Origin of the sequence: uncultured Aliiroseovarius sp., assembly GCF_947497285.1 — a bacterium.
In the GTDB taxonomy this organism is placed as follows: Bacteria; Pseudomonadota; Alphaproteobacteria; order Rhodobacterales; family Rhodobacteraceae; genus Aliiroseovarius.
The window spans coordinates 140633-156387 of sequence record NZ_CANMFT010000006.1 but is presented as its reverse complement, the minus strand read 5'-3'; the positions used below and the strand labels follow the sequence as shown (position 1 = coordinate 156387).

Annotated in this window: 14 protein-coding genes; 8 read left to right on the top strand and 6 right to left on the bottom strand. The window is 59.2% G+C overall.

The features are described 5' to 3' along the window. Window positions 1-23: 23 nt before the first annotated feature. Entirely contained in the window at window positions 24-1157 is a 1134-nt protein-coding gene (locus tag Q0864_RS12120; RefSeq protein WP_298570011.1) for a carboxylate-amine ligase, read from the bottom strand. Window positions 1158-1394: 237 nt separating this feature from the next. Here Q0864_RS12120 and Q0864_RS12115 point away from each other — a divergent pair, with 237 nt between their 5' ends. Then, entirely contained in the window at window positions 1395-1832 is a 438-nt protein-coding gene (locus Q0864_RS12115; RefSeq protein WP_298570004.1) for a hypothetical protein, read from the top strand. Window positions 1833-1918: 86 nt separating this feature from the next. Here Q0864_RS12115 and Q0864_RS12110 read toward each other — a convergent pair whose 3' ends face one another. Then, complete coding sequence (locus Q0864_RS12110) at window positions 1919-3418, bottom strand: CoA-acylating methylmalonate-semialdehyde dehydrogenase (RefSeq protein WP_298569996.1); 1500 nt, start codon at window positions 3416-3418, stop codon at window positions 1919-1921. A 108-nt stretch (window positions 3419-3526) separates the two neighbouring features. On the opposite strand from Q0864_RS12110, the gene Q0864_RS12105 reads away from it, so the two are divergent. From Q0864_RS12105 to Q0864_RS12075, 7 genes are all read left to right on the top strand, one after another. Further along, entirely contained in the window at window positions 3527-4423 is an 897-nt protein-coding gene (locus Q0864_RS12105; protein ID WP_298569988.1) for a LysR family transcriptional regulator, read from the top strand. A 108-nt stretch (window positions 4424-4531) separates the two neighbouring features. Next, entirely contained in the window at window positions 4532-4966 is a 435-nt protein-coding gene (locus tag Q0864_RS12100) for a CBS domain-containing protein (protein ID WP_298569980.1), read from the top strand. A gap of 108 nt (window positions 4967-5074) precedes the next feature. Beyond that, entirely contained in the window at window positions 5075-5566 is a 492-nt protein-coding gene (coaD, locus tag Q0864_RS12095) for a pantetheine-phosphate adenylyltransferase (protein WP_298569972.1), read from the top strand. A gap of 450 nt (window positions 5567-6016) precedes the next feature. Beyond that, window positions 6017-6745 (top strand): phage minor head protein, encoded by a 729-nt coding sequence (locus Q0864_RS12090; protein WP_363317622.1) that lies wholly within the window; start codon window positions 6017-6019, stop codon window positions 6743-6745. A 111-nt stretch (window positions 6746-6856) separates the two neighbouring features. Further along, window positions 6857-7384 carry an EndoU domain-containing protein gene (locus tag Q0864_RS12085; protein WP_298569943.1) on the top strand — a complete coding sequence of 176 codons (528 nt, stop codon included), beginning with the start codon at window positions 6857-6859 and terminating at the stop codon, window positions 7382-7384. A gap of 3 nt (window positions 7385-7387) precedes the next feature. After that, on the top strand, window positions 7388-7615 hold the full coding sequence (locus Q0864_RS12080; protein WP_298569936.1) for a hypothetical protein: 228 nt from the start codon (window positions 7388-7390) through the stop codon (window positions 7613-7615). Window positions 7616-7617: 2 nt separating this feature from the next. After that, entirely contained in the window at window positions 7618-7947 is a 330-nt protein-coding gene (locus Q0864_RS12075) for a hypothetical protein (protein WP_298569923.1), read from the top strand. Window positions 7948-8287: 340 nt separating this feature from the next. Here the strand turns inward: Q0864_RS12075 and Q0864_RS12070 are convergent, their stop codons facing one another. The 4 genes from Q0864_RS12070 to Q0864_RS12055 all read right to left on the bottom strand — a co-directional run bounded on the left by Q0864_RS12070 (window position 8288) and on the right by Q0864_RS12055 (window position 15457). Beyond that, window positions 8288-9364 (bottom strand): GDSL-type esterase/lipase family protein, encoded by a 1077-nt coding sequence (locus Q0864_RS12070; protein WP_298569911.1) that lies wholly within the window; start codon window positions 9362-9364, stop codon window positions 8288-8290. Between the two features lie 284 nt (window positions 9365-9648). Continuing rightward, window positions 9649-13035, bottom strand: coding sequence for an error-prone DNA polymerase (locus Q0864_RS12065; RefSeq protein WP_298569899.1), 3387 nt, complete (start codon window positions 13033-13035; stop codon window positions 9649-9651). Beyond that, window positions 13032-14504, bottom strand: a complete 1473-nt coding sequence (locus Q0864_RS12060) for a DNA polymerase Y family protein (RefSeq protein WP_298569886.1) — start codon at window positions 14502-14504, stop codon at window positions 13032-13034. Before Q0864_RS12060 ends, Q0864_RS12065 begins: the two co-directional genes overlap by 4 nt. Before the next feature lie 269 nt (window positions 14505-14773). Continuing rightward, the gene (locus Q0864_RS12055; RefSeq protein WP_298569876.1) at window positions 14774-15457 is read right to left on the bottom strand and encodes a Crp/Fnr family transcriptional regulator; all 684 of its coding nucleotides are present in this window, start codon (window positions 15455-15457) and stop codon (window positions 14774-14776) included. Window positions 15458-15755 lie beyond the last annotated feature (298 nt).

Here is a 15755-nt window from a genome sequence, read left to right as displayed (position 1 = left end):
TTACGGCACCCTGTGCGCGTGGTCTACAGATCAGCGTGGAATTCTTCGATCAGGTGGCGCACCACATCGCGCATGGACTCGTCGCTTGGTTTTTCGGCCTGAATGCTGTCTTGATACACGGCGCGTTGGCGGTCAGCCGAGATGCCAGACGCCAAGAACGACCGCGCGGCTTCGACTTCGGTTGTGCACCCAAGCGCCTCGGCGTCTTGCGCGACAAGGCTGATCATTTCTTCCAGCAGGGTGTCAAAGCTGACAATCTCACCGACACCGAAATCGATCAGGCCGCCGCCGATGCCATACCGCTGGGCGCGCCACCGGTTTTCGCCGATCAGGAAGTTGTCATAGACCCGCCAGCGCTGGTTTTTGGCCTTCAGCCGCCAAAGCATGCGCGTCAGGCATTGGGTCAGCGCGGCAAGGCTTAGCGTGTGCTCCAGCCGGGGCTGCACATCGCAAATGCGCGATTCAATGGTTGGAAACCGCGACGAGGGCCGCAGATCCCACCATATTTTGGAGCTGTCTTCGATCACGCCGATATCCACGAGCGCCTGTACCGACCGGTCATATTCCGACCATCCGGACAAATGTGGCGGCAGGCCCGTGCGCGGCAGATTGTCGAATACTGTCAGGCGATAAGAGGCCAGCCCGGTGTCCTCGCCCTGCCAAAACGGCGAGCTGGCAGACATGGCCAGCAGGTGAGGCAGGAAATAGCTTAACTGACTGACAAGGTCGATGCGGGTGTCAGGGTCGGGAATGCCGACATGAACATGCATGCCGCAGATCAGCATACGTCGCACGACGCCCGCCAAATCACGCTTCAGGTCGTTATATCGATCCTTGTTGACGTGATGTTGTTCCTTCCAGTCACCAAAGGGGTGGCACGAGGCAGCGATGGGGGCCAGATCATATTTCGCAGCATGCTTGGCGACAGAGCTTCGCAACCGTTTCAGGTCGTCGCGGGCCTCGGAAATATTGGCGCAAACACGGGTGCCGATCTCGATCTGGCACTGAAGAAACTCGGGGCTGACCTGACCTTCCAGCTCGGCGCGGCAATCCTCCATCAACTGGTCGGGCGCCTGGGCCAAAGCGAGACTGTCCTGATGTACCAGCAGGTATTCTTCTTCGATGCCGATGGAAAACGGGGGTTCGTTCTTTGCCATTTCCACGCCTTTCTGTCCGGAATTTGCCGTTTAGCTTTGCACTAATTCGACAAACCGACAAGGCGACCGGCAAAGGTGGGGGGTGTTGTTGGCCATGGGGCAAGCAATTTGCAGGGCGCGGACAGAATGCCACTGGGGCGATGGCTTGCCACCGACAGCGGCGGCGGCTAAAAAGCTTACCTAGGGTAAGGTGATGCGGCTGGGGTCCTGAGCCGCGCAAATTCGATCGGAATGCAGATGTCTCAATCGGTCACCTATTATGCAGCGGCAAAGCTTGTCTACCTCAACTATGGCGGGCACATAAACTTCACAAACCTTGCGATCAAAGTGGCCGACTGGAAGCAAAAGCTGAGTTTGTCCAAGGGCTATGACGTGCTTGTTGATCTTCGCTCACTTTTGTCAGTGGATCGCCCCGCTGACGGCGCGGACGAGTTTGTGAAGCTGCAAGAAAAGCTGCACCACCAACATGAACCGGCGCGCCGGATGGCCATTTTGGCACTGTCACCCGAGGCGTTCGTGTTTGCGCGCATTTATGAGCAGATGTCGCAGGGCCATACCCCCACCGAGATCGAAATCTTTCGCACCGACCCTGACGCGCTGGCCTTTCTTGACGTCGCGGCGGCGGGCGTCGACGCATATCTTGCGTCCCTGGGTGCCGGGCTCACGCTGCGCTGATCCGACGGCACAGATCGTTTGTCAAAAAAATGCCCCGGTGCGGAACCGGGGCATTTGATTGTGTTGACGTGCGGGTTTGCCGCGGATCAGTCCATGGCCTTGAAGTTGAACTCTCCGCCCTGGCGGATGCCCGAGGGCCAACGCGCCGTCACGGTTTTTGTGCGGGTGTAGAACTTGAAGGCGTCCGGGCCGTGCTGGTTCAAATCGCCAAAGCCGGACTTCTTCCAACCGCCAAAGGTGTGATAGGCCAGCGGAACCGGGATCGGAACGTTGATGCCAACCATGCCGATGTTGATCCGGTTGGCAAAATCACGCGCGGTGTCGCCGTCACGGGTGAAGATCGCGGTGCCGTTGCCATATTCATGGTCCATGGCGTGGCCGATGGCCTCTTCATAGGTCTGCGCACGCACCATGGACAGGACGGGGCCGAAGATTTCGGTCTTGTAGATGTCCATGTCGGTGGTCACGCGGTCAAACAGATGCGGGCCAACGAAGAAACCGTCCTCATAGCCTTGCAGTTTGAAATCGCGGCTATCGACCACCAAATCGGCACCTTGTTCGACACCGGTGTTGATCAGACGCAGGATGTTTTCTTTGGCGGCAGCTGTCACAACCGGGCCGTAGTCCACATCGTCGCCAGCGGTATAGGGCGCGACCTTCAGCTTCTCGATGCGCGGCACAAGGGCGTCACGCAGGCGGTCGGCGGTTTCTTCACCCACCGGAACAGCAACCGAGATTGCCATGCAGCGTTCGCCAGCGGCCCCGAAACCGGCCCCGATCAGCGCGTCAGCGGCTTGTTCGATATCCGCATCGGGCATAACGATCATGTGGTTCTTCGCGCCGCCGAAACACTGCGCGCGCTTGCCGTTCGCGGTCGCACGGGAATAGATGTAATGCGCGATCGGGGTCGAGCCGACAAAGGCCACGCCCTGAATGGTCTCGTTGTCCAAAATCGCGTCCACGGCGTCCTTGTCGCCATTCACGACCTGCAACACGCCGTCGGGCAGACCAGCTTCTTTGCAAAGCTCGGCCAGCATCAAAGGGACCGAGGGGTCACGCTCGGACGGTTTCAGGATCATCGCGTTGCCCGCGGCCAGCGCAGGCCCCATGCCCCAGAGCGGGATCATGGCGGGGAAGTTGAACGGGGTGATCGAGGCAACGACGCCTAGCGGTTGGCGCATGGAATACATGTCGATGCCGGGGCCAGCGCTGTCAGTGAATTCGCCCTTCATCATCTGGGCGGCACCGATGCAGTATTCGATCACCTCAAGCCCACGCTGAACGTCGCCCTTGGCGTCTGGGATGGTTTTGCCATGTTCACGCGACAGTGCTTCAGCCAGTTTGTCCATGTCGCGGTTCAGCAGGTGAACCAACGCCATCATCACCCGGCCACGTTTCTGCGGGTTGGTTGCGCCCCAAGCTTTCTGTGCTTCGGCGGCCTTTGCGACGGCGTCGTCCATCTCGGCCTGTGAGGCCAGTGCAACTTTTGCCTGCACTTCGCCGGTTGCGGGGTTGAAAACGTCTGCCGTGCGGCCCGATGTGCCGTCGACCATCTGGCCGTTGATCCAATGTCCAAGTGTCTTCATGGTGCTTCTCCCATTCATGTTGCGGCGAAGATAGCCTTGCATTAATGCCAGGGAAAGGGGCAGTTTGCCAAAAAGGTTTTGCAAAAATGCAAAACGAAAGGAGGGGTCATGGATCTGGATTGGGACGATCTGCGAATCTTTCTGGCCGTCGCGCGGGCGGAAAGCCTGTCGCGGGCGGGAAAGCTTTTGAAAAAAGACGCAGCCACTGTTGGCCGTCGGATCTCCAGACTCGAGGCAAGTCTTGAGGCCCCCTTATTCACCAAATCTCCGCAAGGCTATGCGCTCAGCGAAGCAGGATCGCGCCTGTTGGCCCATGCGACGCGGGCCGAACAGGCGGTTATGTCTGGGGCGGATGAACTGGCAGGCCAATCCGGGCAGCTTTCCGGACAGGTCAGGATCGGCGCGACCGATGGCTGCGCCAGCTACATCCTGCCACAGGTCTGCGCGGCCATACAGAAGCACCATCCAGAACTGGAGTTGCAGATTGTCGCGCTGCCGCGGGTCATCAATCTGTCCAAGCGCGAGGCAGATATGGCGATCACGGTGTCACCGCCACAGACAGGCCGGATCACAGTTCAGAAAGTGACCGATTATCACCTGCATCTTGCGGCGGCCGAAGCCTATCTTGCCGAAGCGCCACCTTTGACCACGCTGGACGATCTGCGAGCGCATCCGTTGGTGGGCTATATCCAGGACATGATCTTTTATCCGGAACTGGATTTCCTGACCGAAATGGGGATCGAAAAGGTTGATCTTGCCTCGAACCTGGTGGCCGTGCAGTTGGGCATGGTGCGCGAAGGTGGCGGGGTGGGGATCACCCATGACTTCATCCTGCCCTTCGCGCCGAACCTAAAACGTGTTCTGACTGACGAGCTGTCAATCACCCGGTCCTTTTATCTGATCCGCCACGAAGGTGATGCGCGCGTGGAACGGTTTGCCCGCGTCGCAGAAGAGCTGGCGCGTGGTATCCGGGACGAGGTCGCCCGACTTGAGACATTGATCTGAGCCGAAAATTCCGTTGCTGCGAATGCAAACAGTCCTTGACATATTGTTGCGCTTGAGGTGACGCTGGAGACAGAAAAATACAAGCATTTCATCAGACAGGAGGGCGGCATGCTCATTCACCAGATACTTAAAAACAAATCGCTGGCGGGTGTTGCGACGGTCAAGCCGGGCAGCAAAGTCTCGGATGCCGTCAAGCTTTTGTCGGAAAAGAAGATCGGTGCGGTGGTCGTGTCAAACGATGGCGTGCGCCCGGCCGGAATTCTGTCTGAACGCGATATCGTGGCCGCGCTGGGCGATGTCGGCACAAGCTGTCTGGATCAGACGGTGGATGACCTGATGACAGCGAAGCTTGTGACCTGTGCGCCCGGCGATCGGGCCATTCAGGTGCTGCAAACCATGACAGAGCGCCGGTTTCGCCACATGCCGGTGATGGATGGCGACGACATGGTCGGTCTGGTGTCGATTGGTGATGTGGTCAAGGCCCGACTGGATGAACTGTCGCAGCAGGCCGATGCGCTGAAAAACATGATCATGGGCTATTGAGGCAAGGCCAATAGGGCTCACTGGCAAGATGTTACGCCGCGCTGCGGAAAAAACTTGCAATCGCGCACGCAGTATTGTTGCGTGCCCGCATCGCTAGGAGACAAGATCATGCGCGTCGGACTTTACCCCGGAACCTTCGATCCCATCACGCTTGGGCATACCGATATCATTCGTCGCGGCTGCGCGCTGGTGGATCGTTTGGTTATTGGGATCGCGATCAACACGGGGAAAGGGCCGATGTTTTCGCTGGAAGAGCGGGTTGCAATGGTTGAAGCGGAATGTGCCCAGCTGTCGCGCGAAACGGGGACCGAGATTGTCGCACACCCGTTCGAGAACCTGCTGATAGACTGTGCCCACGACGTGGGCGCGCAGATCATCATCCGCGGCCTGCGCGCGGTGACCGATTTCGAATATGAATACCAGATGGTTGGCATGAACCGCGCGATGGATGACAGCGTGGAAACGGTCTTCTTGATGGCGGAAGCCAAATATCAGGCGATCGCCTCGAAGCTGGTCAAAGAGATCGCGAAGCTTGGGGGCGATGTCACGAAATTCGTGCCGCCAAGCGTGAAAGAACAACTGTTGGAGAAGATCGGCTAGACTTGGGCTTTGCGCGGTTGCCTCTGTAAATCAGGCATCTGAAGCTCGTCGATGAATGTCGGCTTGGAGCCCATACTACCGAATGCTGCGCAGCGCTCGAATGTCTGCTTCTGACGCAAGCGATGCAAGTTGCGAACGGTGGTCTTATCCTTTCTTTACAAATTGTAAGTAGAACCTGTCTCGCACGTACTCGGAGGTTCCATGCAACACGGTTTCAGCGATTTTCTCCGGCATGGCGGTGACAGCCAGTACAGAATAGAGCGGCGACATGGTCGTCTGGTTGGCTACGCGTGGGATTGTCGCTCAAATCCACTTTCCCAAACTATTCCGCTTTACGAGCCGATTTCAGCGAACGCCTCGACAAGGTGACTTCCGAAAACACTTGGATGCTCCTGAACGCGCTGACACCGCCTGACACAGTGCCAACTGTTTCGGTATCCGATTTGCGAGATGTTTCAGACGCTAAAGAGGAAGCCCTCAATGCTTGGGCATGCGCGACTTAAGAGCATATTCAGCCAGTATCAAAACCACCCGCAACGGCTTCGACCGCTTCGAACGGCCATGGAAGAACGCCTTTTGCGGGCCTTCGCCGGGCTGATCAACCAGCTTCGGCAGGACGACCTCGGGATTGAGCAGTATATCTGGCGCTCGCAAGATGATGCCAAGGTACGTGATGGCCACGCTGCATATGATGACCGCGTTTTCCGATGGGATAATCCCCCAGAAGGCGGGCATCCCGGCACTGCACACAATTGCCGATGCTATGCCGAACCTGTTTTGCCGGGAGTTCAGAGCAATGTGGTGCTCGCCGATTTTGCACCCACGGCAAATGGTGCCCCTGCTCTCGGCCCAACTGACGTGATACGTGGCATGCGCGCTCTGACTGGTGTTGGCGCGGCGCTCCTTGCATCTAATGCGTTACTGGATTGGACGGAGGCCATGCGTGATCGGCGTGTGGATGATGCAGGCGCACGACTAGGGGTCGATCTGACAGCTGTCGAAGGCCGTCTGGCCGCGACCGCGTATGCCCTCGTGCAGGAAGGGATCAGTAGCGGCGGGTATCCAGTCTTGCCCAAGAATCCCGAATTTGCGCGCATCGGAGCTGAGGCAGCAGCGCTTTACGAGTTGATGAACCCTGGCACCATTCTCGAAACGGGCGTGGGCGGCGATCCCGCATAGCAGCGCGCTTTACAGGAATTCATCGAGGCTGCTGGAGCAGCGTTCGCGCGCGGGGATTTACGGTTTCAGGAGGGTGAACTGGCGCAAGGCTGGGTCGAGATCTTCCCCGAATTGACGGAGGATGAGCGCCGTTTGGGAGAGCTCCGAGGTTTCACCCCGGAAAGGATCGAACAATGGTTAGAAAGCTATCCCATTGAAGAGCTGGGCCCGCCGAACAATACCGGCACACCAATTCCCGGTGATCCGACCGACAACGTCATTTCAACCCCGATACCTGACGAAACTGGGCCAAATATCGTTGCAATGGAAAACCCGCATTCGATTGAAAGCATATCCATTCCGGAGGATCGCGCACGGCATATTCTGGACGGAGAGGGTCGCAGTGGTGGCCACAGGTTTGGGACCGGAACACCCGGTAAAACTGAATTTCCCGAAAGCTGGTCAGATGATGACATTCTGGACGCAATCAGGGAAGTTGCGGGGAATGGCACGGTGGACCGTCCTGCACATCGTCCAGGTGATCTCGTTATCGTTGGCGAGGTAGACGGAGTGACAATCAAAGTCATCGTCCGACCGAACGGTGAAGTGCGAACAGGATATCCTGTTTCCGGTGACGGCGTTTTAGACAACCTGAGGTGATTCATGAATGACAAAGAAGCAATTGACCTATTAGAAAAGCAACTCGATGCGCTTGAGAAGGCAGAGAAAATCATACTTGGAGATAGAGAATTCTTTGATGTCGGGGAATATGATCTTGCATTGGAAGGTGTGTATGTCGCTCACAAACGACATCCCGGCGTCCTCGATGATGCGGAAGTTCGGGCGCTTGTCGATGATTTCGGAATGGATACGGCCGAGTTTGACCGATAAACATGAACGCGCGATTTGAAAAGCTCATAGAGCAGGCTCAGACGGGCGCTGGCACAGAGTGGCTTTCCGAGGCCGAACTTCTGGAATTCAACGACTATCTTGCTGCGCGCGGCTTTGGCGTCTCGCGCATGGAAGTTGCGCGGGCCAAAGGCGGAACCAAGCCACCAAATTTCGGCTACGGTGTGACCCCACAACCTTTTCCCGGCGATGATGAACACTGGATGCACCACTTAGACCCCGCTCGCTCTGCCATTTATGTCCGCGAGCAAGTTCAATACGCTAAGGCCGATGGCGCATTGTTCGACTACAAGGTCTGGGCGGAGCAACCTTAGAAACAACGGAGAGCTTGGTCAAAACCACATGGGTTTCTGTCCGACCGACCGAAATCAGCCATTGGTGCAGCCGCAGCGAAAGCTCACTTCGTCCGCAAACCGGACCCACCTGCATCTACCTGATTGCGTTAATGCGCGGCAGGCCTTGGCTGAAAAGCACCTCAACCTGCCGTAACGACGTGACCATCTCTTCAAGCTTGTGTCGGTTGGTTGCCATTTCTAGCCCCTCCGTTTCCGAACCAAAAGGGCGGACCGGATTAGTGGGCAGGGTCAGGTGTCACAGCCATTGCTGGTGGACCAATCTAAGATGCGTGAGGCAAAAGGGTGCATTTCTGCCGCATTAGCGATCAAGGAGCGGAAGCAGCGTTTCGTGGATCGCCTCGGCAACCACCTTATTGCCACGTGCGTTCAGGTGACCGTCATAACGATGGTATAGATCTTCATTGCTCGATGTATAAACCTGAACCAGCGTATCCAAAACGCTGACCCACTGAATGTCCCAGCCCTCCGCCAGAGGGGCGAGAACATCATCGGGTATGCTTGCGTCCAAGTCCCCCGGCCCGTCATTTGACGCCTCATACAGGACCTGGAAAAGCTGCGGCACTGAGATGACCACGAGGTCGGTGTCATTTTCAGAGCAGAATTTGCCCATGCGTTCCAATATCGACTTTGTCGCGTTGAGTTTGCTCAGAAAAAGTTCCGATGGGGGCGTTTGGAAAAACTCGCGTCGCGGAGTCAGGGCGTAGAGCGACGTATACAACCCATCATTCCGCATCATCATCCGCTTCAAAAAAGCAACCGAATGTAAAGATGACCGCTTGCCTGCGCCGGCTCTGACGACAGCGCGGGCATCCGTCACGGCCACATCGATGCCGTCGACGGTTTGAATAGGTTCATTCGCGAACAGATCATTTGGCAAGAACATCGTAAGAACGATGTCAGGCTGGTATTTAGAATAGAGTTCCTCGAGATACAGCGCCTGCTGCGCGGTATTGTAGCCCTCCACACCTGCATTGATGATGTTTACCGGGCGGCCGTCTTCCTTGAACTTTTGCGACAGGAACGTCGGCCAGATGTCATCGACGCTGTTTGCGGCGCCGAAGGTGAAGGAATCCCCAAGAAGAAGGATCGTCACGGCGTCCGAATTGAGGTCCATTGGGTCCGCATCCCGCATTCCCCTGAAGCCATTCGAGTCGACAAAGTATTCGACATCATACTCGGGTGCTTTGACGCGGGCGACGGTGTCCGGCCGGTTCCTGTGCCCCAGAACGGGGTCTTCCAGACCAAGTGGCCCGCCGACCAGGTAGTTTGTCGATATCGTTGACGGCGCCAAAAAGCGGACACCCAGCTCGATCACAAAGAACGCCACCGCAGTGTTGAGCAAGATCAACGCTACAGTGCGAATTAAATTCCGCATAAACCAATCCCCTCCTCCACGCCTCGGCACGCGCTCCACAGCAACGCCAAGGTCGGAATTGATACGCTTGACGTTCGGCCAACGTCAATAGTGTTTTAGGTGCGTTGCCTCCACCCAACTTCCGCTTTGCCGGACCTTGCGCGGTATGTTCAGCCGGATAGACACCCCAACCTGCTTGTCCCGCTTCTGTGCGGTCGGGTTGAGTTCTGGGGCGGTGCAACGCCGCGCGACCTCTCCGACGATCATGGATTTCGCGCGGTGGGTTGTGCGCGCGGGGCCACGCTTCAGTGAAAATCACGACTTGGAAACAAACGCTTAGCCTGTTCGCGGGGGTGCATCGCACGCGCGGGGTGGCGGGCAGGGCGCGGGGCGTCATCGGCTTGGGGCTGGGTGATGCCTATGGCCTCTTCCATCGGGTGGCCCAGATCGGAGAGGCGATGGGACGCATCCTCGATGGTTTGGGCAATCAGGTGGACGACGATGCCTTCACGTTGCAGATACCCCGTGACCCGCAACAGCCGCCCCCCCATCACGCTGCGGCGGAAACGTTCGTAGATCTTTGGCCAGACGACGACATTGCTGATGCCGGTTTCATCCTCAAGCGTCAAAAACACCACCCCCGAGGCCGTGCCGGGCCGTTGGCGGGTAATGACCAGACCGCAGACGGAAATCTGCCCCACAGGCACATCGGGCAGTTGGTCATGGCAGGTCAGTCCGGGCATGTCGGGGCGCAACAGCTCCATCGGGTGGGCCCGCAGGGACAGGCGCATGGACACGTAATCCTCGACCAGTTCTTCGCCCAGATGCATGGCGGGAAGGTCAATCTGCGGCTCGGTGATGCCTTCGCCATCCAGCGGGTCGTTGAACAGGGGCAGGGGGGCCTGCCCCCGGATCGCGCGCACCTGCCAAAGCGCATCGCGGCGGGCAAGCCCCATTCCGGTGAACGCATCCGCTTCGGCCAGCCGTTCCAGCACTGTCGGGGCCACGCCGGCGCGCAGCCAGATGCTTTCGGGATCGTGATAGCCATTGCCGCGGGCCGCAACGATCCAATCTGCATCCGCTTGCCGGAACCCCTTGATCTGGCGGAACCCCAGCCGCAAGGCCAAGGCCCCATCCGCGCGGCGTTCCAGCAGGTTGTCCCATGCACTGTGATTGACACAGATCGGGCGGACTTCGACCCCATGTTCGCGCACATCGCGCACGATTTGAGCGGGGGCATAGAACCCCATGGGCTGGCTGTTGAGCAAGGCGCAGGCGAAGATCGCCGGGTGGTGGCATTTGAGCCATGCCGAAACATAGGTCAACATCGCAAAGGCCGCCGCGTGGCTTTCGGGGAACCCGTAATCGGCAAAGCCTTCGATCTGAGAGAAACACCGCGCCGCATCCTCGGCGCAATAGCCGTTCTTCAGCATTCCGGTGACGAACTTGTCGCGAAATGTCCCGATGGTTCCCATCCGCCGGAAACTGGCAAGCGAGCGGCGCAGGTGGTCGGCTTCTTCCGGGGTGAAGCCCGCACCGACCACGGCGATCTGCATGGCTTGTTCCTGAAACAGCGGCACCCCCAACGTGCGTGCGGTCACTTCCTCAAGTGCGCGCCCGAAGGGTTTGGGGGTCTCAAGCCCTTGACGGCGCTTGATATAGGGCTGGACCATGCCGCCCTGAATGGGGCCGGGGCGCACGATGGCCACCTCGATCACCAGATCATAGAACGTGCGTGGTTTCATGCGCGGCAAGAAATTCATCTGCGCACGGCTTTCCACCTGAAAGACCCCAATCGCATCGGCCACGCAAAGCATATCATAGCTCGCCTTGTCTTCCTGCGGCACGCTGTCCAGCGTCAGGATCCGCGCTTCGTGATCGCGCAGCAGATCAAAAGATTTGCGAATGCAGGTCAGCATTCCAAGGCTGAGGATGTCGACCTTGAGGATCCCCAGCGTGTCGATATCATCCTTGTCCCATTCGATGATCGTGCGATCCTCCATTGCGGCGTTTTCGATCGGGCAAAGTTCGTCCAGCCGCCCCTTGGTGATGACAAAGCCCCCCACATGTTGCGAAAGGTGCCGGGGAAAGCCGATGACCTCGCCGATCAGGCGGATGGTCTGGGCAAGACGCCGGTCGGTCGGGTCCAACCCGAGCTCGCGAATGCGGTCGGGGTCCGCGCCGCCATTGGACAGCCCCCATATCTGCCCCGACAGGCTGGCGGTGATGTCTTGGGAAAGGCCCATGACCTTGCCGACCTCGCGGATCGCGGCGCGTGACCGGAAATGGATCACCGTAGCGCACAGCCCGGCCCGGTGGCGGCCATATTTTTCATAGATGTGCTGGATTACCTCTTCGCGACGCTCGTGTTCGAAATCCACATCGATATCGGGCGGCTCGCCCCGATAGCGGGATATGAACCGCTCAAAGACCATGGCGATCATGTCCGGACGGACATCGGTGATGCCAAGCGCCCAGCACAGGATCGAATTGGCCGCCGACCCACGCCCCTGACACAGGATGCCAATGCCACGGGCATATGCCACGATGTCATGAACCGTCAGGAAATAGGCGGCAAAGCCCAGTTCGCCCACCAAGGCAAGTTCCTTGTCAGCCAGTGCCTGAAAGCGATCGGGGATACCATCGGGGCAGCGACGCGCAAGCCCCTCGGCGGTCAGGCGTGCCAACCGGGTCTGGGGCGGCTCCTGCCCGGAAATCTCGTCGGGGTATTCATATGAAAGCTCGGACAGGCAAAAGCTGCATCTGGCGGCGATCTCCAATGTGCGGTGCAGTGCGGCCGGGTGGTTGCGGAAAAGCCGCGCCATATCGGGGCCGCCCTTCAGGCGCCGTTCGGCATTGGGAAGGGCCCGCCTGCCGATCTGGTCAATCACGCAGCCTTCGCGCATGCAGGTCAGCACATCCGCCAACTGCCGCCGCGACCCGTGATGCATCAGCACGTCACCCACGGCAACCATGGGGGCGGAGGTCCGTCGGGCCAACCGGGCGCAATCGGCCAAATAGGTTTGATCCGACCCGTCATACCGCGGGGCCGCGCCTAGAAAGACAAAGCTGGGGAACTGCTTGCGCATGCTGGCGATGGCGCGCGCGCAGGCTTCGTGCGGGTCTTGGGGCAATGCGATCAGGATCATGCCCACGCAGGCGCTCATGTCCTTTTCCCATAGCAGACAATCCCCCTTTTCCGCGCGCCGCTTGCCAAGGGTCAATAACCGGCAGAGCCGTTGATAGGCCGCGCGATCGGTGGGCAGGGCAAGCCAGTCGACGGGGCTGTCTTGCAGCACAAGACGGCAGCCGACGATCAGTTTCGGCAGCGCCCCGTCGGGGCGGCCCAAGGTTTTAACCTGCCCCATTGGCTGGCGGCTGCTGGCATCGATGCGCTGGCTGGATCTGATGGCGACGGCATCTTTGGCCTCTCGTTTCAACTCCTTGAGCGCGGAATACGCGCGCACCACCCCGGCCAGTGAATTGCGATCGGTGATGGCAATCGCGGACAGGCCCAGCTCGGCGGCGCGCAGCACCAGTTCCTCGGGGTGAGAGGCCCCGGTCAGAAAGGTGAAGTTTGTGGTCACACACAGCTCTGCATAAGCAGGGTCTGGGGTTTGCCTTTGCTGCGGCTTTCGCTGGGCGGCGGAGGGGGCAGGGGCCGGGGGCAGGGCGCGGTTGGTGGATGTCATGCAAACTCCCCCTGGACGAACCAACCGGGGTCCTGTGGCGTGTGAAATATCCACAGCCGCCGCCCCTGACGGGTCTCGATGCGCCAGTAATCGCGCAGGCCCGACCGCCAGTTTGGATCGTCGAACCACCATTCCGGTGTGATCCGTTCCGGACCCGAGGCCTGACCGGTCGTCAATGCCATGCGTCGCCAGCGGAACCGCTCTGGCGGGCGCGGGCCATAGGCCGAGATCGGTTCGGGGGAAAACAGGCGAAGCGGGCGCGGACGTGGCGGCACCCAGACACCTTGGGCCGTGCTATAGGCAGCCGGGGCAATCAGGAAACTGCGTTCGGGGATATGGCTGTCGGCGGGCAGAAGCCGTTGGATGCGCTCAAGCCCGACCCGCGAGCCGATCCGGGTGATCAGATCATCCAACCCGTTCTGGCTGTGCCCCCCCACATGGGTGATCTGTTCAGAGGGAAGCGGTTCGACCTGCACGGCTTCAAGGCGTATCTGGTCGATACCATAGCCTGCGTCGACCTCTTTTATCCCGCGTTCAAACAGGGGCAGGATGCGCCCCGCATCCCGCAAGGGGCGCGCCAGACGCAGCTCGACATCCTGCGCCTCTTGGTCGACACGGCGCAAGGTCAGGCGCAGCACGCGTGTTCCGGCCGCATGCGCTTTGAGTTGCGCGCACAGCCGATCCAAAAGCCGCCCGATGGCCGCCATGACATCTGCCGTCAGCCCAATGGGGTCAGGCAAGGTCATGCGCACCCCATAATGGGGTGGGTCGGCCAAAGGAGAGATGTTTTCCGGCTGCGTCCCAAGCAGTTGATCAAGACGGATCATCAGTTCTTGCCCGAACCTGCGGGCCAACGGCGCACGCGGATGGTCCATGATGTCCCCGATGCGGCGCAACCCGGCGCGCTGCAACGCCACACAGTTTGGGTCCGCCAAGCGCAGCGCCGCCACCGGCAACGTGCGCAAGTGGGCGTGGTCCCCCGGCGCGGCAATCCCGCCGCCATGATGGGCCAGCGCCCAAGCCGCCCCGCGCGTGTCCGCCAGACCAAGCTGCACGCAAAGCCCCGCGCGGGTCAGACGCGCCCGGATATCGGCCAGCATGTCCTGCTCTCCACCCGCCAGATGCGATGATCCGGTCACATCAAGCACCAAGCCGTTTTCCTCCAGCCCCACCCACGGGCAATAGCGCGTGGCCCAACGGCGCAGTGTATACAAAAAGCGTTTGTCATCCTCTGGGGTGGCCGGTCGGCTGGACAGATCGGGGCAGAAGGCCCGCGCGTCGGAAAAGGTCATGCCTTGGCTAAGCCCCATATCGGTCGCGACTTTGTTCAGGCAGTAGATCCGGTCGGTGTTGTTTTGTTTGTGGACCAGCGCAAACGGCCCCTCGATCGCGCGTGCGCGCAACACCCGGTCGCTTGCCAGCCGGGGAAACCAAATGCACATGACACGCCGATCTTGCCCAGCGGACATTCTGGACCTCCAATGTTCCTGATTTGTTCTTATTAATTTCTCATCAGGACCGAGTCGAGTCCGAAGCGGCGAAAACAGATGTGAAACGTGATCAGGCAGGCCGCGTGGACGGCTTACAGCTTTGCATGCGAGGGTGAAAATCCGGCAGCGAAATCAAAAGGCCGACACAGAAAAAGAGGCCTTTGGCCAGCCCCTTAGACCTGAAACGTCATGTCAAATTGGCGGTCCCGACCGCGATTCAGAACGCCGATCAAACGCGCGCGCAAACCCTATCCGTCGTCAAGCGCATAGGCGCGCAGCATCTCAATGTCATTGATCAGAGCGCTGTTCTTATTGATCTCCACACCATAAGTGCCAAGACGGGAAAAGGCGCGCGACAGGCTTTCGGGCTTCATACCCAAACGCCCGGCGATCAACACCTTGTCATAGGGCAAGCTGATTGTGCATTCCCCATCAGTCCGGTTGCACAGATTGACCAGAAACTCGGCCACGCGCTGCGGCGCAGTTTTGGCCTTCAGTTGCTCCAATTGTGTCACCAGCCCATGCAAGTGCGTGAAGGTCGACGACAAGATCGACAGCGCCACCTCGGGGTCGCGTTTGACCAGCTGCACCAACACATTGGTGGGAATGTGCATCACCTCGCAATTGGTCGCAGCCTCACCGGAAACAGGATAGGGCAGCTTGCGCAGGGCGACGGCTTCGCCGAAGCTTTCGCCGCGCGCAAAGACACTCACCACAGCTTCGGTGCCGCCGACGGTCATGCGGTAAAGCTTGACCCACCCCTCCAGCACGATGTGGATGGCATTGGCGGGATCATCCTGCATGAACAGGGTTTCCCCCCGCTCATAATGGTGCCAGGTCGCTTGCGACATGATCGCATCGACATGGGTGTCGGGCAGTGCACGCATCAACAGCGACGAACGCGCAACTGTCTTGTGGATTTCCTGTGGCAAATCCCTTCCCCTGTAATTCGTTCACGCACGACCGCGCGATTTTTTTGTCCCAACCGAAAGTCTAACGCCGCAATCTGGCCGCGTCCACCAGTGCTATCGGGTGTCGTGGCGCAAAACTCAAGCGGGTTTGCCATCAGGACCACCCACGGGTTGAACAAGCCCCGACCGCAACTCGCCCGATTTCGGTATGCGGCGAACCGATCAAGGGGCAAGAAACCAACACGCCAAACTATTGTCGCCCCAAGCCGCGTGGAATGGCTATTTTTTGCATTTCTCCCTTGCCCCGCCTTTTTGAGAT